Genomic DNA, 26,306 nt, shown 5'->3' with positions numbered 1-26,306 from the left:
GGGCCGTTATCTGAATTGCCATTCGGTTGCCATTTCCGGCTGGTCGCCACAAAAGTGCGCGCTGAAAAAAGTTCAAAAATATCTCTTACTGTGGCAAGCTTCAAGATGGGTTCACCGGGTGGATACCCTTCATCCCACACAGCCAAGGCCGGGGTGGATTTGACCATCGCCCCGGCCTGTTTTTCTGGCCACATGGAATTCCTCCCGCCCCACGGCTGCGGGCAAGCACGGCTGATCCACGCCGCCCTCATCTTCTGCCGTGCGAGAACACCGCCTCCCGCTTTCCACGGAAACAGTTGCCGCTCTGGCAGGAATTTCTATTTTGTGCCATACCGAATGTTGTTGCGGTTGCAAGACGGGTCGCGCAACGAGCGATCAAATTGTGGAGCGAATTTCCATGCTGAAACATCTGCCCTTGGGTCATCCCCAGCCGGATGCGAAAAAATGTATTGCAGTGCTGATGGGGCGCGCGCAGCAATCGCGGCCTCCGCTGGTGGAGTACATCATCGATGACGTCGTGATGCGGCCGATCGTGACGGAGCTGCTCGGCCGGACCTGGGTGCCGGAAGCGGCCGAGCGAGCGGCGCAACAAGCGTATTTGGATAATTTGATCGTATTTTGGCACCGCCTGGGCTATGACTTCATCCGCATTGAACGCAACCTGCCGCTGCCGACGCACCAAATGTACATTCCCGAGCCTGGCCGGATGAACACCAGGGCGCGATTCGAACCTGGGAAGATTTCGAGCGCTATCCCTGGCCCACCGTGGCGGAGATGGATTTTTTTCCCTTCGAATACCTCAATGCGCATCTGCCGGAAGGCATGGGCATGATCGTCTCGCATGGCGGCGGCGTGTTCGAACACTTGTCCTGGATCATGTCGCTGGAAGGGCTTTGTCACGCGCTCTATGAAGCGCCGGATTTGGTCAAGGCGATTGCCGACCGCCTCGGCCAGTTGATGGTGGGATTCTATGAACAGGTACTCGGCCTCGAGCGCTTGATTGCAATCTTTCCCGGCGATGACATGGGGTTTCGCACGGCCACACTGGTTTCGCCGCAAACGCTGCGGGAACTGATTCTGCCCTGGCACAAACGCTTTGCGGCCATGGCGCATGCCCGGGGACTGCCTTACTTTCTACATTCCTGCGGCCAGCTCGAAAAAATCATGTCCGACTTGATTGAAGAGGTGGGCATCGATGGCAAGCATTCGTTCGAGGATTTGATCATTCCGGTGCAGGATTTTCAGGCGCGCTACGGCGATCGCATCGCGGTGTTGGGCGGCATGGATGTCAACCGGCTGGCCGGCGACTCGCCGCAGGAAGTGCGCCGGCATGCCCGCTTTCTAATTGAAACCTGTGGCCGCCGCGGCCGCTATGCGCTCGGCTCGGGGAATTCCATTCCCAGCTATGTGCCGCCGGAAAATTATCTCGCCATGCTCGATGAGCTTTTCGAAGTTGCTTGAGGCGGCGACGTCTGCCCAGCGCAGACGCTGGCCGGTTTTTCACGACCGCGGCGAACCGGGCTTCATTCCTCGTCATCGAGGTTGGGAAGGGCAAAAACACCGAGAAGTGGTCAATGCTGTTGACGAACAACTCCGCCGGCCGAACCGTTCCTCAGCGCCACCGCGCGGCAAGAAAGCGCAGTTTCTCCAACGCTTGAAAACTTTCCCCGCCTTCGTGATGGTTGTAAGGCCAAATCTTGATCTGCTTCGCGCCCGCATAGTGATTGTAGGCGGCAAACACCGTGGAAGGCGGGCAAATCTCATCCATCAATCCCACCGAAAAAAGCGCCGGGCTGGCTGCCCGTACCGCGAAATTGAGGCCATCGAAATAAGACAATGTCCGAAACACCGTTTCGCTGTGGTCGCGATGCACCTGGCAGAACTTGGCGATTTCCTGATAGGGAAAAGTATCCACGATTTCGGTGGCGCGGCGAACGTGGCAGAGAAAAGGAACATCCGGCATCACCGCGGCCAGGCTCGGTACCAGTCCCGCCACCGCCAGCGCGATGCCGCCGCCCTGGCTGCCACCGGTAACTGCCAGACGTGATCCGTCAATCGCGGGATGCGAGGCTGCCGCTTCGACCGCCCGCACGGCATCGGTGAAGAGGCGGCGATAGTAGTAGTTGTGCGGAGCGAGTATACCGCGCGTCATGAAGCCGGGATGGTGGGGATTTGAGCCTGCTGGTTCGAGATCAGGCGTATCGCCTTTGCGCCAGACGCTGCCCTGGCCGCGCGTGTCCATGATGAAATGCGCATAACCGGCATTACTCCACAACAGCCAATCCAGCGGCATGCCGCGGCCGCCACCGTAGCCGATGTACTCGACCACGCACGGCAAAGCCGCGCTGCGTTCGCGCGGCAAGATCAGCCAGCCCTTGATCGGCTGCCCGCCAAATCCGTTGAACGTGACATCGTAGGTTTCAACCAAACGCAAGCCGGAGTCGACCGGCTCGAACGTGGCGTGCAGCGGAAAGCGCTGCGCTTGCAGCAGTGTCTCCTGCCAGAAGGCTTCAAAGTCCGGCGGCTCGCTGCGCTCCGGCCGATAGGATTGAAGCTGATCGAGAGGCAAATCGAACAACATGAGAAACTCCCACCGCAGGGAATAGACTCTCCACCCTCACCGTGCGCAGCCAGTCAGCGGCGCGTGAGTTGATCGACCACGAAGGTTGCGGCGCTTTCGCTTTGGGCAAAACACCCGAACTCGCTGCCTCACAGCCCCAGAGCTTTGGCCGCGGCTTCGTACTCTTCCGGTCTGACGTAAATGACGTAGCCATAGCTGCCCCGGCCATCGGAAACACCGCTGGAGGCATAGATGTTGACATTGGCTTCATAGAGCTTTTCATGCACTTCGGCGAGCGCGCCCAGTTTATCGTCCCCCTGCACCAGCAGGGCGCGATGCGGGCCATCCAGGCTGAAGCCGGCTTTGCGCGCCGCCTCCAGCAGGTGCGGCGTGTGCTCGGGAAACAGCGTGAGTTGGGTGCGCATCGGGCCGGTGGGAATCGCGGAAAAGGCGAGCAAATTGACACCCAAAGCCGCGAGTTGGGAGAGCAGTTTGTAAGCCTCGCCCGGCTGATCTTTGACCGTCGCATAAAAGTAGTCAACGCGTCTGATACTGAAGGACATGGCTCAGCCTCCGGAAAGGATTGCACAGAACGATCTGATCAGAAGCGATCTGCCAAACGGCAAAGCATGAAGCATGGAAATTTTTCTGGCGGGACAGCGTCGCGGGCACGGCGCAAAACAACGCCGGGAAGAGAATACGCGTGGCATTTTTCATGCTCCCACATAAATGCGCAGCAAAGTGGCGCCGCCCGCAGTGGTGACGGCAAACTCGCCCAGCATCGCGGGCAACAAGGCGAAGCGCACGGCGGTGAGCGTCACGTGATTGATGCGGGCCGTGCCGGCAATCACACCCCAAATTTCCAAACTCTCGCCGGTGCAGGCGCCGGTGAAAGTCGCGCCCGCGGGCATTTCCACGCGCTCGGTCACGAAGTATCGATTCGCGCACAACCGCCAGCGCTGCACGCCGTTGTGCCCGGCAATTCGCTCGGCGGGCTGCAGGCGCGGCTCGACTTGGGCAAAGTTGATCACGGCCATCGCCTTGTCGAGATGCAGCGGCCGCGGCCGGCCGTCGTCGCCGACACGGTTCCAATCATACACGCGATAGGTGGTGTCGGAATTCTGCTGAATTTCAGCAATCAACAAGCCGCCCATGATGGCATGCAGCGAACCGGCGGGCACGCAGACATGATCGCCCGCCTTGACCGGCAGCCGGTGCAGGAACGGCTCCAACCGCCCCTCTACCGCGGCCTGGCGAAAAGCCGCGGGCGTGGTACCGGCTTTGACGCCGAGAATCAACTCGGCATTCGGCACCGCCTGCAGCACGACCCACATCTCGGTTTTGCCCAGCTCGTTGCCTTCATGCGTGCGCGCGAAATCGTCGTCGGGATGCACCTGCACCGAGAGCGGCAGCTTGGCATCCAGCAATTTGATGAGCAGGGGGAATTTGTGTCGCGCCTGCGCCCAGGCACAGTTGCGGCCAATCAAATCCACGCCCAGCTCGGCATGCAGCTCGGTGAGTAAACGGCCGGCGAACGGCCCGTTGTCAACAGCCGTCACGCCGTTGGGATGGCCGGAGATTTCCCAGCTTTCGGCCACCACGCCGTGCGGCGGCAGGGTGCGTCCCAGCCGTTCGAGATTCCGGCCACCCCAAAGATACTGTTTCAACACGGGAGCAAAAGTCAGAGGATACAGGGAGTTCGCCATCAGTTGCCGTCCTCAAAGAAATGAAAATCACAAAATGGAAGAGACTTTGCCACCGGCAAGATAGCAAATGGGTTTTTTATTTCAGAGAGGATTTTTGGCGAGACGGGTCATCGGGTGAGCGCGGCGCCCGACTTGAGTTTTTCTCCCACAAAATAAAGCTCCCACGAAAACAGCCCAAAACCATTTCCGTGGGATTTCGCTTTCGTGGCAGTTGCGGACATTTGAGCCACTGCGGCGCTTGGCGGCAGAGTTCCAGCATCAAAAACAAGAGAGGGCACAGCTCATTCCGGGCGGGCGAGCGGCGCAGCAAAGGCGTCAGTCAGCGAGCTCACCTGCAGGCTGCGCTCGAAATCGGCCGGTGTGATGCTTTCCTTGGTTTGAAACGCGACGGTCACCGGCCGCCCCGGCACGAGATGAAAATAGTTGTCGGTGAAAAATCCCTCACACGCATCCGTGGTGAGGAAGACATGGCTGGCAAATTGATCCGCGGCCAGCGTGATTTGAAAGCCGTTCGCGGCCGCAGTCACCTGCGTGCGGATTTGCGGCGAGGGCAGCCGCAGGTCCTTCACCGGCTTGAAAAGCAGCGTGTTCGATGACAGGACTTCCCCGTTGGCGGCGCGCAGCTCGGCAAGCAGGAAGGCGCGGTTTTCCTCCCCGGCCGGCAGCCATTCCCGTTTGTCACAGGTGAAGTAGTTCGCGCTGCTCGAGGCTCTCACCCACACCGGCTTTTCCTCCTGCCGCAAAACCCGGCCGTTGAATTCGATCAGGCTGAGATGCAGCGTTGCCGCCATCGGCGCGCGCTCGTCCGAAACGAGATATACGTCGACTTTTGTGCTGTCAAGGTGCGGGCTGACGAGAATCGGACTGAAGAAGCGGCGGGCGAAGTAATGCAGTGCCTTCCACCGGCCGTAATAATCGATCGAGGACCACGAAGCCACCGGCCAGCAATCGTTGATCTGCCAGTACAGCGCGCCCATGCAACGCGGGCGCAGCCGGCGCAGATGTTCCGTGCCGAGCTTGAGGCCATCGGCCTGCACGATCTGACTGAGGTACAAAAAAGCCGCAAAATCTTTGGGTTCGGGAAACTCGCGCAGCATGTAGGTGCGGATCAGTTCATTGCCGCGGCTGTGTTTTTGGTGGGTCAGCATCACCGGTGAAGCCAGATCGTAATCCTCCGGGAGCGCGAATTGCCTGACCGTCGCGAACTGCGGGAAGGATTGGAAGCCGTATTCGCTCATGAAGCGCGGGGTTTGCTGCAAATAGGCGGTGAAGGGCGCGGCGCCGTGCCACACGCCCCAATAATGCATGTCACCAGAATTGGGCGAGCCGGGCCAGTCTTCCTGGTTGTAGGAGGTCGGCGAACTGGGCCAGTAGGGCCGCGTGGGGTCATGGGTGGCGCACACTTTGGGCAACACGTCATGGAAAATTTTCAGATAATCCTGCCACAGCGAGTCGGGATATTGTTGCTGCCAGCCCCAGCCCTTCCAGGCGACTTCGACTTCGTTGTTGCCGCACCACAACACGAGGCTGGGATGATTGCGCAGCCGCTTCACCTGATGAATCGCTTCCTGCTCGAGGTTGGCCAGGTCCGCCGGTTGTGCCGGATACATCGAACAGGCAAACATGAAATCCTGCCACACCATCAGGCCCAGTTCATCGCACAGCTCATAAAATTTTTCGTTTTCGTAGATGCCGCCGCCCCACACCCGCAGCATGTTCATGTTGGCCTCTTTCACAGAGTGCAGCAAATGCGCATAGCGCGCCGCATCGACGCGATTCAGGAAATTGTCGGCGGGAATCCAGTTGCCGCCCTTGGCAAAAACCGGCACACCATTGACGACGAATTCGAAACTGCGGCCCCAGGCATCGGGCTGCTGCCACAACTCCACCGTGCGCAGGCCGATGCGGCGGACCACCTCGCCGAGGCGTTTGCCGCCTGCCCGCAACTGTGCGTGAACCGTGTACAACGGTTGCTCACCCATGCCGTTGGGCCACCACAGCCGCGGGTTCGCAATGGTGAAGTCCAGACGGTGCGTTTGCACGCCGGGGGTCAGCTCGCAACGGATGGTCTGCGGCGCAAAAGCGTTCTCTGCCGAGGCAATTCTGATCTCGACCTGTTGCGGCCGCGTGGCATGAATCTCGAACGCCGCGGTGAGCCGTGCACTCTTTTCGGTGAGTTGATTTTGGATGATATGCCAATCAACCAGGCGGGCGCCATCCCAGGCCTCCAGCCGCACGGGCTGCCAGATTCCACAGGTGACAAAGCGCGGGCCCCAATCCCAGCCAAAATGATAGGGCGCCTTGCGGGTGTAGGGGCTGGTCTTCTCGCCCTGATCGTTGGAGGCGGGTCGTTGATAGGGCAGGCGTGCCATGCGCGGCAGTACGGTGGTGATGGGCGAGCGGAAATACACGCGCAGCGTGTTTTCGCCGGGGCGCAGGCGGGATTTGCAGGGCACACGCCACTCGCGGAACATGTTGTCCGCACACAGAAGCCGTGAGTCATTCACAAAGACGTCGGCGTAGGTGTCCAATCCCGGGAACACCAGATCGAGGTTTTCGTGCTGCCACAGGCTGGTGGGAAGCGTGAAGCGAGTCTGATATTCCCAGTCGGTTTTGCCGATCCACTGCAATTTGCCCTCGTTATCACGATAGAACGGGTCTGCAATCAAACCCTGGCGCAGCAGATCGGTGTGCACCTCACCCGGCACCTGCGCGGGGTGCCATTTCTCCGCACCAGCCTGCCGGAACTGCCAGCCTTGATCGAGTTGCATGGCGCGGAATCCCCCCGGTTGCTCGCACGCGGAAAAAAGCATTGTCAAAACCAGCGCTGCCGGCACGGCAACGCGCCGTCGTCTTGCCAATCGCATGTGGGGCTCCAGTGATGGCAGGCGTCTGGCCGGTAATGTTCCCGCCCCGGCCGGGCCGAAGTTGGCAGCCCGGCAGAAACGCCGGGGTCCCGCCTGCGCCGGCCCGGCCTGGGCAGGAGTACTTTGCCCAAAGGCTGTGATTTTGGACAAACAGCAAGGGCTCACGCCAGGATCGCATCGATCGCCTGCAATTCTGTGGTGGAGAAGTTGAGATTTTGCAGGGCGAGGAGATTCTCCTGCAACTGTTCCGGCCGGCTGGCGCCGATGAGCACCGCGGTCACCGCCGGTTGGCGCAGAATCCACGCCAGCGCCATTTGCGCCAGCGTCTGGCCGCGTTGCTGCGCCAGTTCATTCAGCTTTTTCGCTTTTTCGATTTTTTCGGCAGTGACTTGCTCCTTGCGCAAAAAGCCCGTGGGTCTGGCGGCGCGGGAATCCGCAGGAATGCCGGACAAATAGCGCGAGCTGAGCAGACCCTGGGCCAGCGGCGAAAAGGGAATGCAGCCGACGCCCTGCTCCGCCAGCAGTGCGAGCAGGCTTTCCTCCACCCAGCGATTGAACATGTTGTACACCGGCTGGTGAATCAAACACGGGGTGCCGAGGGCGCGCAGCATTTCGATCGCGCGGCGGGTTTGCTCGGTGTTGTAGTTGGAGATGCCGACGTACAGTGCCTTGCCCTGGCGCACGGCGTGAGCCAGTGCCATCATGGTTTCTTCCAGTGGGGTTTCGGGATCCGGGCGGTGGCTGTAGAAAATATCGACGTACTCCAGGCCCATGCGCTGGAGGCTCTGATCGAGGCTTGCCAGCAGATGCTTGCGCGAGCCCCACTCGCCATAGGGGCCCGGCCACATGAGGTAGCCGGCCTTGGTGGAAATGATCATCTCGTCGCGATGGGCGGCGAGATCTTCTTTGAGAATTCTGCCGAAGTTGCGCTCGGCGGAACCCGGCGGCGGGCCGTAGTTGTTGGCCAGGTCGAAATGCGTGATGCCGTGGTCAAATGCCAGCCGCACCAGCGCACGGGTGTTTTCCAGCGGATCGACATCGCCGGCGTTGTGCCACAGGCCGAGAGAAATCGCGGGCAGCTTCAGGCCGCTGCGGCCGCAGCGGCGATAGGTCATTTCTTGATAGCGATGGGGATTCGGTTGTGCGGGCATGATGATTTACCGTTTTTGCGTAGGAACCACTCATTCGTGTTTGTCAACAAAAGTTCCATCCCCGGCGGAACCGAGACTTCCAAAATTTCGAGCACGGTGAGACGCTGAGATTCGCAATGCCGCGGCCCCGCCGTTGCTGCGACCTTTCCCAGAAAAGGCTGCAATTTCGAAGGGACAAGAATTCGTTCATGCGAGAGTAAAAAAGCGCAGCCCTGCACCGCCGCCAATGAGAGTGTGGCGTGCAGGGCTGCGAGGGCGGGGCTCACCGTGTGCAGGTGCTGCCTGGCAGGCTTCTGTCCCGGTGACTGGCGGAGAAGCCGGCCTCATCATCCCATTTTTTTTCGCAGAAATGCCGGCACGTCATAATCAGCGGGGGGTTCCGGTACCGGCACGTATTCTTCCTCCAGCGGCCGGATAATCGGCTCGGCATGGCCGTTGTGGCCGTTTTTTTCGCGGCGCTGGTAGGTTGGAATGTCGAGTTCCCTGACGGTGGTATCGATGAAACGCGGCAGCCGGTTTTGCCGGCCGGTGCTCGCGCTCCGGCCGTTGTTGCGGAAGCCGGTGGCGATAACTGTGACACGCACGTCATCGTGCATGTTGTCATCGATCACCGCGCCGAAGATGACGTTGGCCTCACTGCCGGCAGCTTCGGAGATGACGCTGGCGGCATCATTGACTTCGTGCAGGGTCAAATCCGGGCCGCCGGTGATGTTGACCAGCACGCCGAGGGCGCCTGCAATCGACACGTCTTCGAGCAAGGGGCTGGAAATGGCCTGCTGGGCCGCGCGAATCGCGCGTTCGTCGCCGTTGGCAACGCCGGCGCCCATGAGGGCATCGCCCATCTCGCTCATCACGGTGCGCACGTCGGCGAAGTCGAGATTGATCAGACCCGGAATGGTGATCAAATCGGAGATGCCCTTGGTGGCATGCAGCAACACCTCGTCGGCCTGGCGAAAGGCTTCCACCAGGGGCGTGCCTTTGGGCACCACCGCGAGCAGGCGCTGGTTGGGAATGACGATCATGGTGTCCACCCGCTGCTTCATCTCCATCAGGCCTTCTTCCGCGCGTTTCCAGCGTTTGTTGCCCTCGAAGGCGAACGGCTTGGTGACGATGGCAACGGTGAGCGCGCCGAGATCTTTGGCGATCTCCGCGACGATCGGAGCGGCGCCGGTGCCGGTGCCGCCGCCCATGCCGCAGGTGACGAACACCATGTCGCAGCCCTCGAGAATTTCCGCGACCGCTTCGCGGTCTTCCTCGATGGCTTTGCGGCCGATTTCGGGATCCGCACCGGCGCCCAGACCACGGGTGGTGGTTTTACCGATTTGGATCCGGTGGGTGGACTTGGAGGTGTCGAGCGCCTGCACATCCGTGTTGATGGCGACAAAATCAACGCCGGTCAAGCCCGCGGCAATCATACGATTGACGGCATTGCAACCGGCGCCGCCAACGCCGACCACTTTCATGCGTGCCGCCATCAAGCTGCCCTCGTCGAAATTCAATCGTAGATTCATGGAGACTTCTCCTTGTTGGTAGGAGCCCCTCGCGGAGCCGTCGTTGGTCATTCCCCGGCAGGAGTGCGGCCGGGCTGCTGCGACCGAGCCTGCGGGACAGCTCAGGCCGCACGATTGACGACACCAAACCACCGCTTCATGCGATCGGCAATCTTGTCGAACAAGTGCGTCTCATTCGGGCTGGCCAGACCCTCGGCTTCGGCTTTGTGCTGGTAGCCGTACAGGATCAACCCCACGCCGGTGGCATGATTCGGCTTGTTGACTTCAGCGGTGACCGAGTTCACGGTATTGGGCACCCCGAGTTTGACCGGCATGTCAAAGATCGACTCCGCCAGTTCGATGATGCCGGGGAGCATGGCGCAGCCGCCGGTCAGGACGGCGCCCGCGGTCATGAGTTTGAAGTAATCGGATTTTTTCAGCTCGTTGAGCGTGAGCTCCAGAATTTCCTCGACGCGCGGCTGAATGATGTCGATCAACACCTGACGCGAGACCTTGCGCGGCGGCCGGCCGCCGACGCCAAACACCTCGATGGTCTCGTCACGCTCGTTGTCCAGGTGCATGGCCGCGCCGTGCGCGATTTTGAGCAGCTCGGCACGGTCGATGGGGGTGCGCAGGCCGTGTGCCAGATCGTTGGTGATGTTCTTGCCGCCCAGGCCGACGATGGCGGTGTGGCGGATGCAGCCTTCGTAGAACATCGCGATGTCGGTGGTGCCGCCGCCGATGTCGAGCAGGGCCACGCCCAGGTTCTTTTCATCGTCGGTGAGCGTGGCATAGCTGGAGGCGAGCGGTTCCAGCACGAGATCCTGCACCACCATGCCGGCGCGCTCGATGCACCGGCAGATGTTTTGCGCGGAGGTCACCGCGCCGGTGACGATGTGCACCTCGGCCTCCAGGCGCACGCCGCTCATGCCGACGGGATCATCGATGCCGCGCTGGTCATCGACGATGAAGGCCTGTGGCAGAATGTGAATGATCTCGCGGTCAAAGGGCAGGGCCACGGCCTTGGCGGCGTCGATCACCCGGCGCTTGTCTTCGACGGTGATGACGTGATCTTCACCGGTGACCGCCACCACGCCGCGGCCGTTGATGCTGCGGATGTGATCGCCGGCAATGCCGGTGTACACCGCCTGAATCTCCACGCCGGCCATGCGTTCGGCCTCGTCCTTGGCGCGCAGAATCGATTGAATCGTGCGCTCGAGATTGATCACGACGCCGCGGCGCAGGCCCTCCGAGGGCGTGGTTCCCATGCCGATGATCTTGAGCTGGCCGTGCTCGTCCACCTCGGCAATGAGCGCGCAAATTTTGGTGGTGCCAATATCCAGCGCGCAGATGTAATCGAGTACCATGGTCTCTCCTTGTGGTCGTTGCTGATTGCCGGGCGTGCCAGACTGTTCCCGCGCCACTGGCGCCGGTAACCAGGTTTATCCCGCAACTCTCGTCACAACTTGATTCTCAAAACGCAGATCAATGGCAGCCAGCCGGCCGCCGTGTGCCGGCAATTGCCGCAGCACGGTGTCCAGACGCTCACAGCGTTCGAACCAGTCCTGGCGGCCCACATAAACCGGCACCCCGTAGGAATAGAGATACAAAATCAACCCGCCCTCTGGCTGCAAGTGGAATTCGGAGATGTCGTGATACATGAGCGGATTGTGCTGGCGCAGGGTGCGGATGAAGTCGCACAATTGCACCCCGGCGGCTGTCAACCGCCTGCCCTGGCTCGCCGGATCCAGCGCCGCGCCCGTGACCACCGGCAAATCCAGGCGGACGCCGGCTTCCACCTGTGGCAGCACTTCGCCATCAGCGGCGAGCGGCCACAAACCCTTGTGGTTGAGCAGCGCCACCGGCTCTTGTTCCTTCACCCAGATCGTGACGGTCGCGGGATAAACGCGGCTGACCTGCACTTCCTGCACGAAGGGCAGGGTCGCCAGGCGTGCTTCGATTTCACTGACATTGATGCGGAAAGTGCGCTCGCCCTGCGGCACCTGCGCCGTTTTGATGATTGTCTCCGTGCTCAGCAACACATTGCCCTTCACCACCACTTGCTGCACGTGAAAGCTGGCGTCGTGGGCCACCCAGTTCTGCACATGCAGACCGCTGAGCATGACAGTGGTGGCAAAGAAGAAGGATTTGCCATAGCGTTTTACTGCCATGTCGCAACACCCTTTGAAACAGTCACAAACTTGCGGGCAGCATGCTGTTTCTGCATGTCCCGGTTTTCTGTCATCCGGGCCGCCTCCCCTGATCCGGAGGAACGGCAGACGTTACGCGGCCGGAGCGGACTGCAGCAACTGCAGGCAGAGCGCAACGATGTCATCGGCTGCATGCGGCCGCGCCATCCGCCGGGCGGCCGCCGCCATCTCGGCACGGCGGCCGGCATCCAGTGCCAGCGTGCGCAGCGTCTGCAACAGAGTTTCCATACGCAGCTCCCGTTCCGGGATCATCACGGCAGCGCCGGCCTGCACCATCGCGCGGGCATTGAAAGTTTGATGATCCGCGGTGGCGAACGGAAACGGAATCAACACCGCCGGCAGGCCGCAGGCAGCCAGCTCGAAAATCGTCGAGGCGCCGGCGCGGCAGAGCACGAAATCCGCCAGGGCATAGGCCAGGCTCATGTCCTCGATGTAAGGCACCAGACGCAGACGTGGCGTGTGCGCGGCGAGCGGCGCAAGTTGCTCGAAGTGCGCGGGACCGGTAGCCCACAACACTTGCAGCCCGTCAATCCCGGTCAATTGCGGCAGCAACTCGGCCATGACCTGATTGATCCGGCGGGCGCCCTGGCTGCCGCCAAACACCAGCAGGGTGGTAAGCGCCGCATCGAGCTGCCAGGCGCGGGCGGCGGCGGCGCGCAATGACGGTGTGCGCTCGCGCAACTGGCGGCGCACAGGATTGCCGACGACATACACGCGCTCCTGCCGCGGAAAATATTTGCGGCTTTCTTCAAAGCTGAGAAAGACGGCATGCGCACGCCTGCCCAACAGACGGTTGACCAGGCCGGGATAATTGTTCTGTTCTTGAATCACGAATTTTGTTCCCCGCAGCCAGGCGGCCAGCAAGGCCGGCCCGCTGACATAGCCGCCGGTGCCAATGACGAGATGCGGCTGAAATTGCCGAAACAACCTGCGGCAGCGCTGCACGCTTTGCAGCAGATAGACCGGCACCAGAAGATTGCTCCAGGTCAGCTTGCGCAGCAGACCGCGCACCGGTATCAGTTCCAGGCGATGGCCGAGCGGCGGCACCACGCGGCTCTCCAGGCCGTGCGCCGAGCCGATGAAAAGCGTTTGCACCTGTGGCCACTGCCGGGCAAAGGCCTCGGCCAGTGCCAGCGCGGGATAAAGATGGCCACCGGTGCCGCCGCCGGCGAAAACCAGGCGCAAAGGTTCAGAATCAGCCATCAGATTGCTTGCGGTCACGATACCACTGCACACGCGCCAACGGAATTTTTGCCAGGCCACGGCCCGGCCGGCTCGTGCCGCTGCCCTGGGTCGAGATGTTGAGCAATATGCCGACACCGATCAAATTCATGATGAGCGCGGTGCCGCCGTAACTCACGAACGGCAGCGGGATGCCGGTGGTGGGCAGCAGATTGGTGACCACCGACATGTTCACAAAAGCACCCAACCCGAGGGTGCAGGTGATGCCGAAGGCGACCAGCCTGCCGGCGTTATCCGGCGCCTGGCGCGCGATGCTGAAACCGCGCCAGAGAATCACCAAAAACAGCAGCACCACCGTCAGTGTTCCGAGCAATCCCAGCTCTTCTCCGATGATGGCCAGGATGAAATCGGTGTAGGGGTCGGGCAGAAACAGGAGCTTTTGTTTGCTCTGGCCCAATCCCACGCCCAGCAGGCCGCCGGTGCCCAGGCCAATCAACGATTGCTTCACCTGCCAGGAGGGTTCGGCATTGCCCAGCAGGGATTCCACGAAAGCTTCGATGCGGCCGCGCTGATAGGCGACACGCGCCGTGAACGCCAGCCCTGCCAGCACCATCGAGGAAAACAGGGCGAAAAGATGTGACCAGCGGGCGCCGGCCAGAAAGAGCATGGCCGCCACCGTGGCCGCAATAATCAGCGCCGTGCCCATATCCGGTTCGAGCGCCACGGCCACCACCACCACGCCGGCGAGCAGGAGTTGCGGCATCAGCCCGTCACCGAGCTGGCGGATGTCGAGCTGCGGCTTGGCGAGATTCATGGCGAGATAAAGAATCAAGCCATATTTGGCGAGCTCGGAGGGCTGAAACTGCAGCGGGCCGATCAGGAACCAGCGCTGCGAGCCACGAATGGTCCAGGACTCGGGCGCAAACAACAGTGCCACCAGCAGCGCGACGCCGAGCAAATAGACCAGCGGTGACAGGCGCAGCAGGTGATGGTAATCGAGCCGCATCATCAGAAAACCGAGCAGCAGGCCGAGCAGCAGGCGGATCAACTGGCGTTTGAGATAGAACATGCTGTCCTGGTGCAGGCGCTCCGCCCGCGCCGAGCTGGCGGTGAACACGAAATAGACGCTGAGCAGCAGCAACAGCAGCACCGCAACCAGCAGCAGGACATCGATCGGACGGCGTGCCATCAGCGCACCTTGAAAGTGGCCAGCGTGAGCAGCGCGAGCAGAATGCCGATGATCCAGAAGCGCACGACCACCTGCGGCTCGCTCCAACCCTTCAGCTCGAAATGATGATGCAGCGGGGCCATGCGAAAGATGCGCTTGCCGCCGGTGCGCCGGAAATACCACACCTGCAAAATGACGGAGAGGCTCTCCGCCACGAACATGCCGCCGATGATCGGCAGCAGCAGTTCCTTCTTCACCAACACCGCGAGCGCACCCAGCGCACTGCCGAGCGCCAGCGAGCCGGTGTCGCCCATGAACACCTGCGCCGGATGGGTGTTGTACCACAGGAAACCCAGCGTCGCGCCGAACAACGCCGCACAGAAGACCGTGAGTTCACCGGCACCCGGCAGAAACAGAATGTTGAGATAATCGCTGAAATCCGTGCGGCCGGAAACATAGCTGATCAGCGCCCAGGCCGCGGCGGAGATCGCCACCAGGCCGGCGGCCAGACCGTCGAGACCGTCGGTGAGATTCACCGAATTACTGGTGGCGGTAATGATGAAGATCACCACCAGCACGTAGGGGATGAAACTCAGGGGATACGCCAGGTTCAGGCCCAGGTCGAATTCGAAATTTTTGAAAAACGGCACGGTGGTGAGCGTGGCAATGCCGTCGAATTGCGGCGCGAAGTAGATGATCGTGCCGAGCACGAATCCCAGCGACACCTGTCCCACGATCTTGTAGCGGCCGTAAAGCCCTTTGGGCAGCTTCTTCACGACTTTTAAATAGTCGTCAATGAAGCCGACGATGCCCATCCACACGGTGGCGAGCACGACCAGGCCGACATAGATGGTGGCGCGCGCCCACAACAACGTGGGCAGCAGCACCGCCGCCAGGATGATGAAGCCGCCCATGGTGGGCGTGCCCTGTTTTTTCAAATGGGTCTGCGGGCCGTCCTTGCGCACTTCCTGGCCGATCAGCCGCACCCGCAGCGCATGAATCAAGCGCGGCCCCACCAGAAAACTGATCAACAGTGCGGTGATTGCGGCAAACGCCGCCCGCACCGAGATGTATTGGAACAGATTGAAACCGGAAACATGTTTGCTCAACGGATAGAGCAGATAGTAGAACATGACGGTTCCCTTGGTTGTACCCCTCGCCCGCAACCCACCTGCAGGTGTTGGTGCGTCACGCCGGCGCCGGCAGCTTTTCCAAAACTTGTTCCATCGCCATGCCCCGGCTGCCCTTGAGCAGGAGAATATCCCCCGCGCGCACCGACCGGCTCACTTCATACATCAAATCGTTCTTGTCTTCAAAATGCAGCGCCCAGCAATGCTGGCCGATGGCATGCACCAGGTGCCGCATCTGGGGACCATAGGCGAACACCGCCTGGATGGGAAGCGTGGCGATGAACTCGCCCAGCTCGCGATGCACCGCCTCGGCGCTGGCACCCATTTCCAGCATGTCACCCAAAATCGCCACCCGGCGGCCGTGCTCGGGTCTGGGATACTGTGCGAGAAATTCCAGCGCCGCCTTCATGGACTCGGGATTGGCATTGTAGGCGTCATTGATGACGATCATGCCGGCGATTTGCAAAATCTGCATGCGCCTGGCGACACCGGTGAAGCTTTCGATGCCGGCCTTGATGGTGGCGGAATCCAGGCCGAAGAAATCCGCCACGGCAATCGCGGCGAGGGCATTGCTGGCATTGTGCACGCCCGGAACGGGCAGGCGGATGTCCAGGCCGCGCCAAGTGAGCGTGACATGGCCTTCGCGATCAACGGCTTTGATGGTGCCGTGCACCTGCGCCGGCTGGTGCAGGCCGAAGGTGACGGTCTTCAAGCCGGAGGGATGCACCGTCACCAGGCGCGCCTCGTCGGCATTCAGGAAGGCGATGCCGTCCCGCTTTTGCAAGTAAGCAAAGAGCTCGGTCTTGGCGCGCGCCACGCCGGCGAGATCACCGAAGAATTCCACATGCGCGCGGCCGATGTTGGTGATCAAGCCGTAGTTGGGCGCGGCGAGCTCGCACAGCCGGGCGATTTCATGGAAGTGATTCGCACCCATTTCGATCACCGCCAGCTCATGGGCATGCGTGAGCTGAGACAGTGTGAGCGGCACGCCGATGTGATTGTTGAGATTGCCGCTGGTTTTGTGCACCAGATGCCTGCGGGACAGCAGCGCCGCCAGCAACTCCTTGGTGGTGGTTTTGCCGTTGCTGCCGGTGAGCGCGATCACCGGCCGGCCCCAGCGCCGGCGAATGTTCCGGCCCAGGCGCTGCAGGGCGAGCAGCGGATCGTCGACGACGATGAAATTGCCTTTGCGGCGCGGATGGCGGCGATGCCAGGTTTTGGCCACCACCGCCGCCAGGGCCTGGCGCTGGAAAACTTCCGGTAAAAAATCATGGCCGTCAAATTTGTCGCCCTGCAGGGCAAAGAACAGTTCGTTCACGCCACAGGTGCGGGAATCGGTGGAGAGGGCGGCGGGCCGGGTCGCAAGCCGGCTCGCCTCGCCCACATAGGTTGCGGCCTCTTCAAAGGCCTGCAAAACCTCACCCAGCGTGAAAAGAATTGGCATCGCATCACCCGATTCGAATAGTCAACACCGCGTCATCCTGGTGCGGGCCGTGCCCAGGCCTGTCAATGGCGCATTCAATGCACCATGGTCTCGCGGGCCGCCGACACCTCCGAGCGGCAGCGCAGTTCGCAGCGCACGCCGGAGGTGATGGGCGTGCCGGCCGGCGGATATTGCTGCACCACCCTGCCGCTGCCCACCACGCGTGCCTCCACGTTGGCGAGGGAGAGCAGGCGCAGTGCCTGGCGCAGCGAGAGTCCCACCAGGGCGGGCATGGTCTGCGGCTGGCGGCGTGACGGTTCGGTTTGAAAAAGCTGCAAAGTCACCGGCGAGTTGCGAAACACCACTGCGCCGGGTGGCGGCAACTGGTTGAGAATGAAATCGCCTTCGCCGTCCCAGATCGGCTCGAGTTCGAGGTTTTTCAGGATTTCCTCCACCACACTGCGATGGCGGCTGGTCAGATCCGGTACGACGATTTTGCGGGGATCCATGATCATCTCACTGAAATTTTCCCTGTGCTCACGGCTGCCTTTCGAGGAAGTGACGGCGGCGGTTTCCAAACCGAGCATGCGCTCGGCGATGCGGCGAAAAGTGGGCGCCGCCACCATCGCGCCCCAGTGATCGCGGCGCGGATTCTCGATCATCACCAGGATCAAATAGCGCGGCTGCTCCGCCGGAAAGAACCCCACGAACGATGAGAGGTAATTGTCGCTGGAGTAACCGCGGCCGTTTTCCAAAGTGCGGCGGGCGGTGCCGGTCTTGCCGGCGATGCGAACGCCCGCGATCGCGGCATGCTTGCCGGTGCCGTGCTGCACCACGCCCTCCAGCATGCGGGTCAGGGTGGTGGCCACCTCCCGGCTCAGGACGCGCCGCACCACTTCCGGCTGTTCGTTGCGGATGACTCTGCCCCTGCTGTCGGTGATCGCGGCAATCACTTTGGGCCGCAACAGCAAACCGCCGTTGGCCACCGCCCCGTAGGCCATGGCCATCTGCACCGCGGTGACCGAAACCTCATAGCCCATCGCCATCGCCGCGATCGTGTAGCCCGACCACTCACTCGGCGGTTTGAGGGTGCCGCCGCTCTCGCCCTCCAGGCCGGTGCGCGTCGGCATGCCGAAGCCGAAGTCGCGCGCATAGCGGTAAATCTTCTCCCTGCCTGCCAGCCGCGCCAGCTTGGTGGTGCCGATGTTGCTGGAATGCGTCAGCACCTGTGCCACCGTGAGATTGCCGTAACGCTCCCCGTGATCGGTGATGACCTTGCCGGCAAACTTGTAGGCCCCATTCTCACAGAAGATGATGTCATTGGGCTGCCGGATCTTCTCCTGCAGGATGGTGGCCAGGGTCACCAGCTTGAAGGTCGAACCCGGCTCGACCTGATCGGTGACCGCACGGTTGCGCCGCGTTGCCGGTGAGTATGCCCCTGGGTTGTTGAGATCGAAACCGGGCTCACAGGCCAGCGCGAGAATTTCGCCGGTATGCGGATCGGTGATGGTCACCGTGCCACTGCTGGCGGCAAAGTAATCGAGGGCGGCGCGCAACTCTTCGGTGGCAATCGTCTGCAGGATGTAGTCGATGGTCAGATACACATGCCGGCCGTGCAACGGCTGCACGTCGGGCATGGCGAGATCCGGCAGGGCGTTGCCAATGGCATCCCGCTGCAACACGCGGCGACCATCCTGTCCGCGCAACAAGGAATCGCACGCCAGTTCGATGCCGGCAAGGCCGCGGCCGTCGACATCCGTGAAGCCGATGAGATGCGCGGCAATTTCCTTGTGCGGATAGCGGCGCCGGGCGTCCTTTTCGAGACGCAGGCCGGGAATTTTGCTTGCCTGAATCTTCTGGGCCAGCTCGGCGTCGACACGCCGTTTCAGCCAGACAAACGGCAGCTCGGTGTGCATGCGGGCCAGCAATTTTGCGGCCGGCTCATGCAGCAGCGGCGCCAGCTTGTTGGCCAGACTGCGGCGGTCTTTCACCTGACGAAGATCGACCCCCACCGAGAGGCAGGCATCATTGAGCGCCAGCGGGTTTTGGTTGCGGTCGTAGATGATGCCGCGTTGTGCCTCCAGGGGAATGGTGATGTAATGCTGTGCCTTGGCCAGGTCGCGATATTTGCCGCTTTGCCAGACTTCGACATAAAGCAGCCGCAGCACGACACAAATGGCAAAGAACAAAAAAAAACCTTCCACAAAAACGACGCGGTTGCACAGCCCCGCGACTTTCGACTTGGGCGGCTGCCGCAGCCGCGGCACGAGGCGGGAACCTGTCGTCGCGGACATCCTCATTCCTGGGTGACGACAATCAGTTTGCTGGCAACCCTGGTCATGTGCAAATGCTCCCGTGCAATTTTGGCGATGCGACCATATCCCGCCAGTTGCTCCGCACGCACCAACAGGCGGGTGTTCTCCTCCTGCAGCTCGCGCTTTTGCGCCTCGGCACGCGCCACGGCTGCGGCCAGATCGCCAACCGCCACGCGCAACCAGATCAACAACAAGCCCATGACCAACAACAGCAAGAACGGCGCAAGCAACGCCGCCCACGTCCGGCCGGCACTGCGGTCGCTTGGGCCACGGTGTGCCGAAGGGGCCGGGCGCAGGGTCGCGGTTGTTCCCGCCCGCCGCCAGTTTGACCGGCGAACCGGCGCGTGACGAAGAGTTTTGGGGCTGGCCATGGTCATCGTTTCTGAAGCACTCGCAATTTGGCGCTGCGACTGCGGCGATTCGCCGCGATTTCCGCGGGTGTCGGGGTGATCGGCCGGGACGTCAGCACCACCGCCCGGCTCTGCCGGCCACACACGCACACCGGCAGCTCCGGTGGGCAGGTACAACTGCGCGCCTGCTCGCGAAAAAAATCTTTGACGATGCGGTCTTCGAGGGAATGATAGCTGATGACAGCCAGGCGGCCGCCGGCTGCCAGACAAGCGAAGGCCTGCGGTAGAAATTCGTGCAACGCCTGCAATTCATCATTCACCGCGATGCGCAGCGCCTGAAAGACGCGCGCCATCGTTTTAATCCGATGAGGGCCGCGCACCACGCCGGTGATAATCGAGCGAAGATCGGTCGTCGTCCGGATCGTCTGCCGTCGCCGCTGTTGCACGATGGCTCGCGCGATGGCCCGGGCTTGCCTCTCTTCGCCATAGTCCCGCAGGAGACGCACCAGTTCGTCTTGTTCCAGAGCCGCCAAGAGCTCCGCTGCAGTTTGGGGGAGGGAGGGATCCAGGCGCAGATCGAGCGGACCCTCATCGAGATAACTGAAGCCGCGTTCCGGCAAATCGATTTGACGCGAGCTCACGCCCAGATCGGCGAGCACGCCCGCGACCGACCTCACCCCTTGCGCTGTCAGGAGGCCGGCAATCTGCCGGAAGTTGCCGCTGAGCAAAGAACAACGTTCTGCGAATTTCGCCAGCCGCTGGCGGGCGGTGGCGAGGGCTTGGGGATCGACATCTATGCCAATAAGCTGCAGCCGTGGTGGTCCGGATTCGAGCAAGGCCAGACTGTGGCCGCCATCGCCCAATGTGGCATCGACGATGATGCCGGTTGGCCCGGCGAGCAGGTGGGCGGTCACTTCACGCACCAACACCGGCACATGAAACCCGCCTTGATCTAACCTTGGCGTCTGCACGCGTCGCTGCTGCTCACTTCATCCTTTGAGATTGCCGGCGCGTCCTGCCGCCAAAAATTCGTCGTAGTGCGCGGCGTCCCACATATCGAAAAAATCGCCCATCCCGACGTAGCGAATCTCCTTCGTGATCTTTGCTGACTGCAGCAACTCCGTCGGAATGTTGACGCGACCCTGATTGTCCAGCCGAACCTGATGGCAGGTTGACAGAATGGATTGCATCTTGAAAATGCCGACTTCACTCTCTTCGTCGTAATTGGAGGCCATCGGCAAGATTTTCTCGCGGAAATAAGAGGCGGGGTAGGCGCGGATAAAACATGTATTCGGCGTTTCCATCAGCCGCAACATGAGCGTCTTCATATCCCGAAGTTCGATGATCTCCCGAATCTTGGCCGGGATGGCGGCCCGGCCTTTATCATCGAGGCTCTGTTTGAAGCGGCCGTAAAACTTTGGAATGATTTCGGAGAGTTCCACCACGGCCTCAAACCCCATTTAACCATTTTTTTCCACTTTTCCCTACTTCTATCCACTTGTGCCCAATGATAAAACAACATCTCATGAAAGTCAAGGTTTTTTTTAGAAATTACAGTAAAATGCCGAAAACAATTTGATATGTGAACAAAAAGACAATTAAATACCCTATTGACGCCACTTTTCGCCAGGTCGTAATCACAAATTCATCAGCCAAAACGAGAGTCCAAAACACCGAGCTGTATGGCTCGACCGTCTCACTCGCGGTGAGAGTAACGCTGCCGGGATCAAACAAAACAATCGGCCACGAAAGCAGAATGCCCGCGAAAAAATTCCGTGAGAATTCCTTTTCTTGGAAATGGCACTGCCAGAATCAAACCCAACATTCCGCCCGCGAAGCAGATTTCCAGCGAAAAAATTTCGGGTTCTATGTCGATTTGTGTGGGCAAATCGTAATGCGGCAAGCGACCCGGAACCAATTCTCTGGACGCTGATCGACGCAGCGTCGCGCTGATTTTTATTCAGTGGCAAGCTGGACAAAGTGGCGTCGCCAAAATCTCTGCGACCAGCATGATGTTTTCAGGGTAATTTGCCCTACCGCGCGCGGCACCAATCAAAATGAAAATGAGCTTTCGTAGTGGTGCCTTCATGCACCGGCCCTGAAGGGTCTACTACAAAAATCCTTTCGTGGGAATTCATTTTCGTGGGAGAAGAAACGTGATGCCCTCGGCAAGCGAGGGGATTTTCTTGTGGGTTTCCAAGCGCAAAGCGCGAGCTTGGCACGACAACTCAAGAAACAACCTGAAACTTGTGTAAAAATATGAACGAGAGATTCCAGACAGGCAGAGGATCACCGCCCCAACCAAAATATGCCATTGCAAGGCAGGCACCGCTGGAATTTGCCCGAAAATTCGCGGCAAAAGGATTTGCATTCTGACAATTATTTTTTACATTGGATGAATTTTTTACAAAACCACCGGCCTGAACAGCGTTCAGCACTCACTCACGTTCACCATGATGACTGCCAATCACGGCCGGACGTGAGACGAGGAAAAACGCCGGCCGAATTCTGCCCGCCGGTGGTGCGTTTCGCTAATCCCTCAACCTGTCATAAATGGAGGTTCCTGTGGCTGTCATGCACGCTTATTCCCGCACGTCGGAGCAGCCCACCATCGATGCCGAGACGGCGCGCGTATGGTACCGTCTGATGCACACCGGGCGTCTCATCGACGAGCGGGCCTGGATTCTCTTCAAGCAGGGCAAGGGCTGGAGTTATCTCGCGACCTGCTCGGGCCATGAACCGATTCAGTTGGCGCTCGGACTGTCGTTCCGTCCGAAGAAAGACTACCTCTTTCCCTACTATCGCGATCAACTGACCTGCCTGGCGGCCGGCTTGACCATCGATGAGATCATGCTGAACGGCTTGAGCCGGCGTGACGACGTGGCCGCCGGCGGCCGCCACATGTCCAATCACTTTTCCAAGCCGGAAATCGGCATTCAAAACACCTCGAGCTGCGTGTCGAATCATGCCCTGCATGCCGTGGGTCTGGCGCGCGCCGTCAAATACTACAAATCCGATGCCTTCATTTTTTGCAGCTTCGGCGAAGCTTCGGCCTCCGAAGGCTATGTCTTCGAGGCCCTCAACGGCGCCAGCCGCGAACAATTGCCGGTGATCTTCGTCATTCAAAACAACAAATACGGCATCAGCGTGCCGGTGCATGAGCAAACCGCCAACGAAATCGTGGCGGACAATTTCATCGGCTTGAAATATCTCCACATTATCCGCTGCGACGGCACCGACCCGATCGCCAGCCGTGTGGCGATGGATGAAGCCATGGACTACGTGCGCTCCGGCAGGGGACCGGCGCTGGTGCATGCCCAGTGCATCCGCATCGGGCCGCACTCCAACAGCGACAAGCACGAGTCCTACCGCTCGGAACAGGAACTCAACGAGGTGATGGCACAGGACCCGTTGCCGCGTTTTCGCTCCTACCTTCTCGCGCAAGGGCTGCTCAGTGAAGACGAGCTGCGCGCCATCGAGGAGGAAAACAAACGGCTGGTGAACGAAGCCGCGGCGCGCGCCGAAGCCGCCCCTCTGCCCGATCCCAAATCGATCTATGATTTCGCGGTCGCGCCGGTTTATCAGGTCGAAGAAACGCCCACGCCCGCGGAAGGCGAAAAGGAGAAGATGCGGGAAGCCATCAACCGCACGCTGCACGAGGAATTTCAGCGCAATCCCCACACCTTTCTCTGGGGCCAGGACGTGGCGTCGAAAGACAAGGGCGGCGTGTTCAACGTCACCAACGGCATGCAGCAGGCGTTCGGTAAAGGCCGGGTGTTCAATGCCCCCATCGCCGAGGATTTCATTGTCGGCACGGCCAACGGCATGAGCCGTTTCCGCGAGGACATGTGGGTGGTGATTGAAGCCGCGCAGTTCACCGATTATGTCTGGCCGGCGATGGAGCAGATGGTCGAGCTCAGCCACGAATACTGGCGCACCAACGGCAAGTTCCTGCCCAACATCATCGTGCGACTGTCGTGCGGCGGCTACATCGGCGGCGGGCTTTATCACTCGCAAAGCGCGGAAGGCGTCTTCGCCAACTTCCCCGGCTTTCGCATCATCATGCCGGCATTCGCGGATGATGCCGCGGGGCTGCTGCGCACCGCGATGCGCTCGCGCGGGGTGACCATCATGTTCGAGCCGAAATATCTCTACAACCATCCCATGGCGCAGGCGCCCAAAACCGGGCCGAATCATTTCGTGCCTTTTGGCCGCGCGCGCATTCGCCGGACCGGCAGGGACCTGACCATCGTGAGCTACGGCAATGCCGTGCACTGGTCGCTGAAAGCCGCGGAAAAACTCGCCGAGGAGGGTTATGAGGCTGAGGTCATTGATCTGCGCACGCTGGTGCCTTATGATCTGGAAACCATTCGCGCCTCACTGCAGAAAACCAACCGCGTGATCGTGGCGAGCGAAGATCACAAGACCGGCGGCTACGGCGGCGAGGTGCTGGCAGAAATTTCAGAAACATGCTTCAAATTTCTCGATGCCCCGCCGCGCCGGGTGTGCACCAAGGACACGCCCATCGGCTTCAGCCGCATTCTCGAAGCCGCCATTTTGATCAGCGAGGACGACATTTATCAAACCGCGCTGGAGGTGTTGAAGTACTGAGCGCCGCTTGCGCGGGCAGAGATGGTTGGGATGAAAACACGACGGGCGGCCTTGCCGGGCCGCCCGTTTTTGTTTCGGGATAAACAGGATGGCTACTGAGAGAGACTGCAGCCCCGAGCAATTACGGCGCCAAGCCATTCTCATTTTGAACAGTAAATTGGGGGCACTCAATACTTATCGGTTTCTGGCGCAGATTGGCCAGAATCAGGAAGCTCATTTGAAGCTGCACAGCGCTCGTTCAACCGACAAAACATCGCCCCGCTCTACGAAACGCAATCCCCAGAAACAAGTCTTGCCCCTTGCCACCTGCCCCTTGCCTCGCCGTCACTCAATTTTGTGGATCGGATCTGCGGTTGTGCGGCCGCTGGCATGGTAAACAACAACCAGGCGGCAGGCAGATACCCCGCCCGGCGCAAGATTTTGCTCATCGCGCTCATTTTTAGATCATCCGACTCAAGCGTGCATGGCCGCATGACTGTTCTTGGCATCTGATGAACTCCGATAGGAGTGAGAGGTTTATAGCCAAGTGCCGTTCGCCGAAATGAAACCCCAGCGGGGTGACATGTGTATCGTGCCTCCTCATTGATCTCATCTTGAATTGAAGGCAAACGCCGTTACATGTCACTCCCAAAGGAGTTTGAAGTTGGAGGTGTTGACAATTACTCTAAACATTTCGCCCCTGGCGGGGTTGGGCCGTTCGCTATCACGTTGGGGCTAGTGGCTCTCAGCAGAGAAGGCACGGAACTGATTTTGCGATTCTTTTCATCTTGTTGTCGCAAAATGTACGCAAAATTCGGATGATCCTCATTTTTCCCCTGCTTGTTTCTCCTGCCGGCGATGATCGAAATATTCCTTCCAAAAGAAGCCGTTTTCAAAGGCGACGAAAAAGACCATCATTTTCGGCACTGTGAGGCGGGCCAGATCAACCCCCACATTTTGCAGGGCTGCCAGCAGCGGAATAAAGACGATCGGAGAGGCGAAGATCGGCGCGAAAAACAGGCCAGGATCAAATTTCGGCCGCTGTTCTTTGGGTAAAAGAAAACGGTTGTGCGCATAGTTCGCTGCCATGCCCAGCAGCATGCAGAGATAAAGGACGATCACGAAATAAACGTCCTCCGCGCCGCGGGCTGCGGGTGCGCGGGCGGGAAAATCAAACAGGGCATGCAGAGCGGCAAAACAAAGCGCCAGCACGACGATTTGCAGCAGAAATGGTTTGAGGCGCCGGCTCTTGAGGAAATAGAAAACTGAGAGCGCAGCCAGCCCCAAGAGTGACAAAGCGGTCAACAGAGTCATCAAGGCAGACACTGGAATCCCCTTTCTCTGCAGAGTCGTTCAGGCAGACTTTCTGTCGGGCGGCCTGGCGGGGAAAGGCGATGAACCACATTGGTGGTTCTGCACCCACCAGCAAGCCACCCGCAGGCTAGCGGCGCAAAGCAGCACGCGGTATCAAAAGATCAGGGGCGAGGTTCGACGTGCTACTTCCCGCCCCTGAATGGTTTATTTGTTCGTCCCGCTGGGCCGGACCGGAGCAGACTCTGGACGGTGACATGCACACTTCGGCTGGCCGTGGTCAGCCAAATTCCGGCATCCGATTGCAGCGTCTTGGGCGCAGCGAAAACCCACATTGTTGTTGCGATTCGTGGGATTGTTTCTGTTGCGATTGGCGCAGCGCACGTTCTGTGGATTGTTGTTCCACGACCCGCCGCGCAAAACCCGCTGCGATGAGCCTGCCCCGACGCGAGTTTGGCAGTCGCGCCTTCAGGCGCCCGCACGGCGTTGGCGCCCCGGCTTCTGAAGGAGCGACTGCGAACGTCGAAAAGGGTGTTCATCAAACATTCTTTGCCGCAAGCGGTACGTATCGCCAAAGCCGGCATGTCCCAGCCAGCCGTGCACGGCACGGGTGATCTCATCCCACGAAGACTCGCCGCGGGCATACTCAGTCTGCAGTTTGCGCAAACGCCGTTTGGCGCGCATGACGTTTTCCCGGCGCAGCAGCCGGAATTCCGGAAAGACGCGAAACCCCAAAAAGGTCACGCCGTGTTCCGTCCGTCTAATGAGGTTCTGCATGCGATCGGCCAGCAGGAATTTTTGATCGCGCGGGAACTTGGATAATTGGGGGGATCAAATACAACAAGAAATCATA

The 26,306-nt window shown here is 60.3% G+C and carries 22 protein-coding genes and 1 pseudogene; 4 read left to right on the top strand and 19 right to left on the bottom strand.

The window, feature by feature from the left end; translation table 11 throughout:
- Positions 1 to 194: hypothetical protein (locus ONB52_06245; GenBank protein MDZ7415746.1), on the bottom strand; the 194-nt coding region annotated here is incomplete at its 3' end.
- Between the two features lie 203 nt (positions 195 to 397).
- On the opposite strand from ONB52_06245, the gene ONB52_06240 reads away from it, so the two are divergent.
- Together ONB52_06240 and ONB52_06235 are read left to right on the top strand one after the other, a co-directional pair.
- Positions 398 to 832 carry a hypothetical protein gene (locus tag ONB52_06240; GenBank protein ID MDZ7415745.1) on the top strand — a complete coding sequence of 145 codons (435 nt, stop codon included), beginning with the start codon at positions 398 to 400 and terminating at the stop codon, positions 830 to 832.
- The gene (locus tag ONB52_06235) at positions 775 to 1,461 is read left to right on the top strand and encodes a hypothetical protein (protein ID MDZ7415744.1); all 687 of its coding nucleotides are present in this window, start codon (positions 775 to 777) and stop codon (positions 1,459 to 1,461) included. The genes ONB52_06240 and ONB52_06235 overlap by 58 nt, the downstream gene beginning before the upstream one ends.
- Positions 1,462 to 1,612: 151 nt before the next feature.
- On the opposite strand, the gene ONB52_06230 is transcribed toward ONB52_06235, so the two are convergent.
- The 16 genes from ONB52_06230 to ONB52_06155 all read right to left on the bottom strand — a co-directional run bounded on the left by ONB52_06230 (position 1,613) and on the right by ONB52_06155 (position 21,012).
- A complete protein-coding gene (locus ONB52_06230) occupies positions 1,613 to 2,581 on the bottom strand; it encodes an acetylxylan esterase (protein ID MDZ7415743.1) in 969 nt (322 codons plus the stop codon).
- A gap of 128 nt (positions 2,582 to 2,709) precedes the next feature.
- Entirely contained in the window at positions 2,710 to 3,123 is a 414-nt protein-coding gene (locus tag ONB52_06225) for a hypothetical protein (protein MDZ7415742.1), read from the bottom strand.
- A 150-nt stretch (positions 3,124 to 3,273) separates the two neighbouring features.
- A complete protein-coding gene (locus ONB52_06220; GenBank protein MDZ7415741.1) occupies positions 3,274 to 4,266 on the bottom strand; it encodes a class I mannose-6-phosphate isomerase in 993 nt (330 codons plus the stop codon).
- Positions 4,267 to 4,547: 281 nt separating this feature from the next.
- Positions 4,548 to 7,037: a glycoside hydrolase family 2 protein gene (locus ONB52_06215; GenBank protein ID MDZ7415740.1), complete on the bottom strand. Its 2,490-nt coding sequence runs from the start codon at positions 7,035 to 7,037 to the stop codon at positions 4,548 to 4,550.
- Between the two features lie 257 nt (positions 7,038 to 7,294).
- Complete coding sequence (mgrA, locus tag ONB52_06210; GenBank protein MDZ7415739.1) at positions 7,295 to 8,284, bottom strand: L-glyceraldehyde 3-phosphate reductase; 990 nt, start codon at positions 8,282 to 8,284, stop codon at positions 7,295 to 7,297.
- Between the two features lie 326 nt (positions 8,285 to 8,610).
- Positions 8,611 to 9,795: a cell division protein FtsZ gene (gene ftsZ, locus ONB52_06205; GenBank protein MDZ7415738.1), complete on the bottom strand. Its 1,185-nt coding sequence runs from the start codon at positions 9,793 to 9,795 to the stop codon at positions 8,611 to 8,613.
- A 101-nt stretch (positions 9,796 to 9,896) separates the two neighbouring features.
- A complete protein-coding gene (gene ftsA / locus ONB52_06200; protein MDZ7415737.1) occupies positions 9,897 to 11,141 on the bottom strand; it encodes a cell division protein FtsA in 1,245 nt (414 codons plus the stop codon).
- A gap of 75 nt (positions 11,142 to 11,216) precedes the next feature.
- Entirely contained in the window at positions 11,217 to 11,945 is a 729-nt protein-coding gene (locus ONB52_06195) for an FtsQ-type POTRA domain-containing protein (protein MDZ7415736.1), read from the bottom strand.
- Between the two features lie 111 nt (positions 11,946 to 12,056).
- On the bottom strand, positions 12,057 to 13,187 hold the full coding sequence (gene murG / locus ONB52_06190) for an undecaprenyldiphospho-muramoylpentapeptide beta-N-acetylglucosaminyltransferase (protein MDZ7415735.1): 1,131 nt from the start codon (positions 13,185 to 13,187) through the stop codon (positions 12,057 to 12,059).
- Entirely contained in the window at positions 13,180 to 14,355 is a 1,176-nt protein-coding gene (gene ftsW / locus ONB52_06185; protein MDZ7415734.1) for a putative lipid II flippase FtsW, read from the bottom strand. Before ftsW ends, murG begins: the two co-directional genes overlap by 8 nt.
- Positions 14,355 to 15,467, bottom strand: a complete 1,113-nt coding sequence (gene mraY / locus ONB52_06180) for a phospho-N-acetylmuramoyl-pentapeptide-transferase (protein MDZ7415733.1) — start codon at positions 15,465 to 15,467, stop codon at positions 14,355 to 14,357. The genes ftsW and mraY overlap by 1 nt, the downstream gene beginning before the upstream one ends.
- Before the next feature lie 55 nt (positions 15,468 to 15,522).
- Positions 15,523 to 16,908 (bottom strand): UDP-N-acetylmuramoyl-tripeptide--D-alanyl-D-alanine ligase, encoded by a 1,386-nt coding sequence (locus tag ONB52_06175; protein MDZ7415732.1) that lies wholly within the window; start codon positions 16,906 to 16,908, stop codon positions 15,523 to 15,525.
- A gap of 74 nt (positions 16,909 to 16,982) precedes the next feature.
- Complete coding sequence (locus ONB52_06170; protein ID MDZ7415731.1) at positions 16,983 to 19,181, bottom strand: penicillin-binding transpeptidase domain-containing protein; 2,199 nt, start codon at positions 19,179 to 19,181, stop codon at positions 16,983 to 16,985.
- A 2-nt stretch (positions 19,182 to 19,183) separates the two neighbouring features.
- Positions 19,184 to 19,573 (bottom strand): cell division protein FtsL, encoded by a 390-nt coding sequence (gene ftsL, locus ONB52_06165; GenBank protein MDZ7415730.1) that lies wholly within the window; start codon positions 19,571 to 19,573, stop codon positions 19,184 to 19,186.
- 2 nt (positions 19,574 to 19,575) lie between these two features.
- Positions 19,576 to 20,523, bottom strand: a complete 948-nt coding sequence (rsmH, locus tag ONB52_06160) for a 16S rRNA (cytosine(1402)-N(4))-methyltransferase RsmH (GenBank protein ID MDZ7415729.1) — start codon at positions 20,521 to 20,523, stop codon at positions 19,576 to 19,578.
- Between the two features lie 18 nt (positions 20,524 to 20,541).
- A complete protein-coding gene (locus tag ONB52_06155) occupies positions 20,542 to 21,012 on the bottom strand; it encodes a hypothetical protein (GenBank protein MDZ7415728.1) in 471 nt (156 codons plus the stop codon).
- A gap of 1,114 nt (positions 21,013 to 22,126) precedes the next feature.
- Here ONB52_06155 and ONB52_06150 point away from each other — a divergent pair.
- A complete protein-coding gene (locus tag ONB52_06150) occupies positions 22,127 to 24,163 on the top strand; it encodes a thiamine pyrophosphate-dependent enzyme (protein MDZ7415727.1) in 2,037 nt (678 codons plus the stop codon).
- 804 nt (positions 24,164 to 24,967) lie between these two features.
- Here the strand turns inward: ONB52_06150 and ONB52_06145 are convergent.
- Positions 24,968 to 25,459: a hypothetical protein gene (locus ONB52_06145; GenBank protein ID MDZ7415726.1), complete on the bottom strand. Its 492-nt coding sequence runs from the start codon at positions 25,457 to 25,459 to the stop codon at positions 24,968 to 24,970.
- Positions 25,460 to 25,660: 201 nt separating this feature from the next.
- Positions 25,661 to 25,879 (bottom strand): annotated as a pseudogene (locus ONB52_06140) (SUMF1/EgtB/PvdO family nonheme iron enzyme).
- 105 nt (positions 25,880 to 25,984) lie between these two features.
- Here ONB52_06140 and ONB52_06135 point away from each other — a divergent pair.
- A complete protein-coding gene (locus tag ONB52_06135) occupies positions 25,985 to 26,275 on the top strand; it encodes a hypothetical protein (GenBank protein MDZ7415725.1) in 291 nt (96 codons plus the stop codon).
- The last annotated feature ends 31 nt before the right edge of the window (positions 26,276 to 26,306 follow it).

The organism is candidate division KSB1 bacterium (genome assembly GCA_034506255.1).
Classification (GTDB): domain Bacteria; phylum Zhuqueibacterota; class Zhuqueibacteria; order Zhuqueibacterales; family Zhuqueibacteraceae; genus Coneutiohabitans; species Coneutiohabitans thermophilus.
This window is presented reverse-complemented; position numbering and strand designations above follow the sequence as displayed.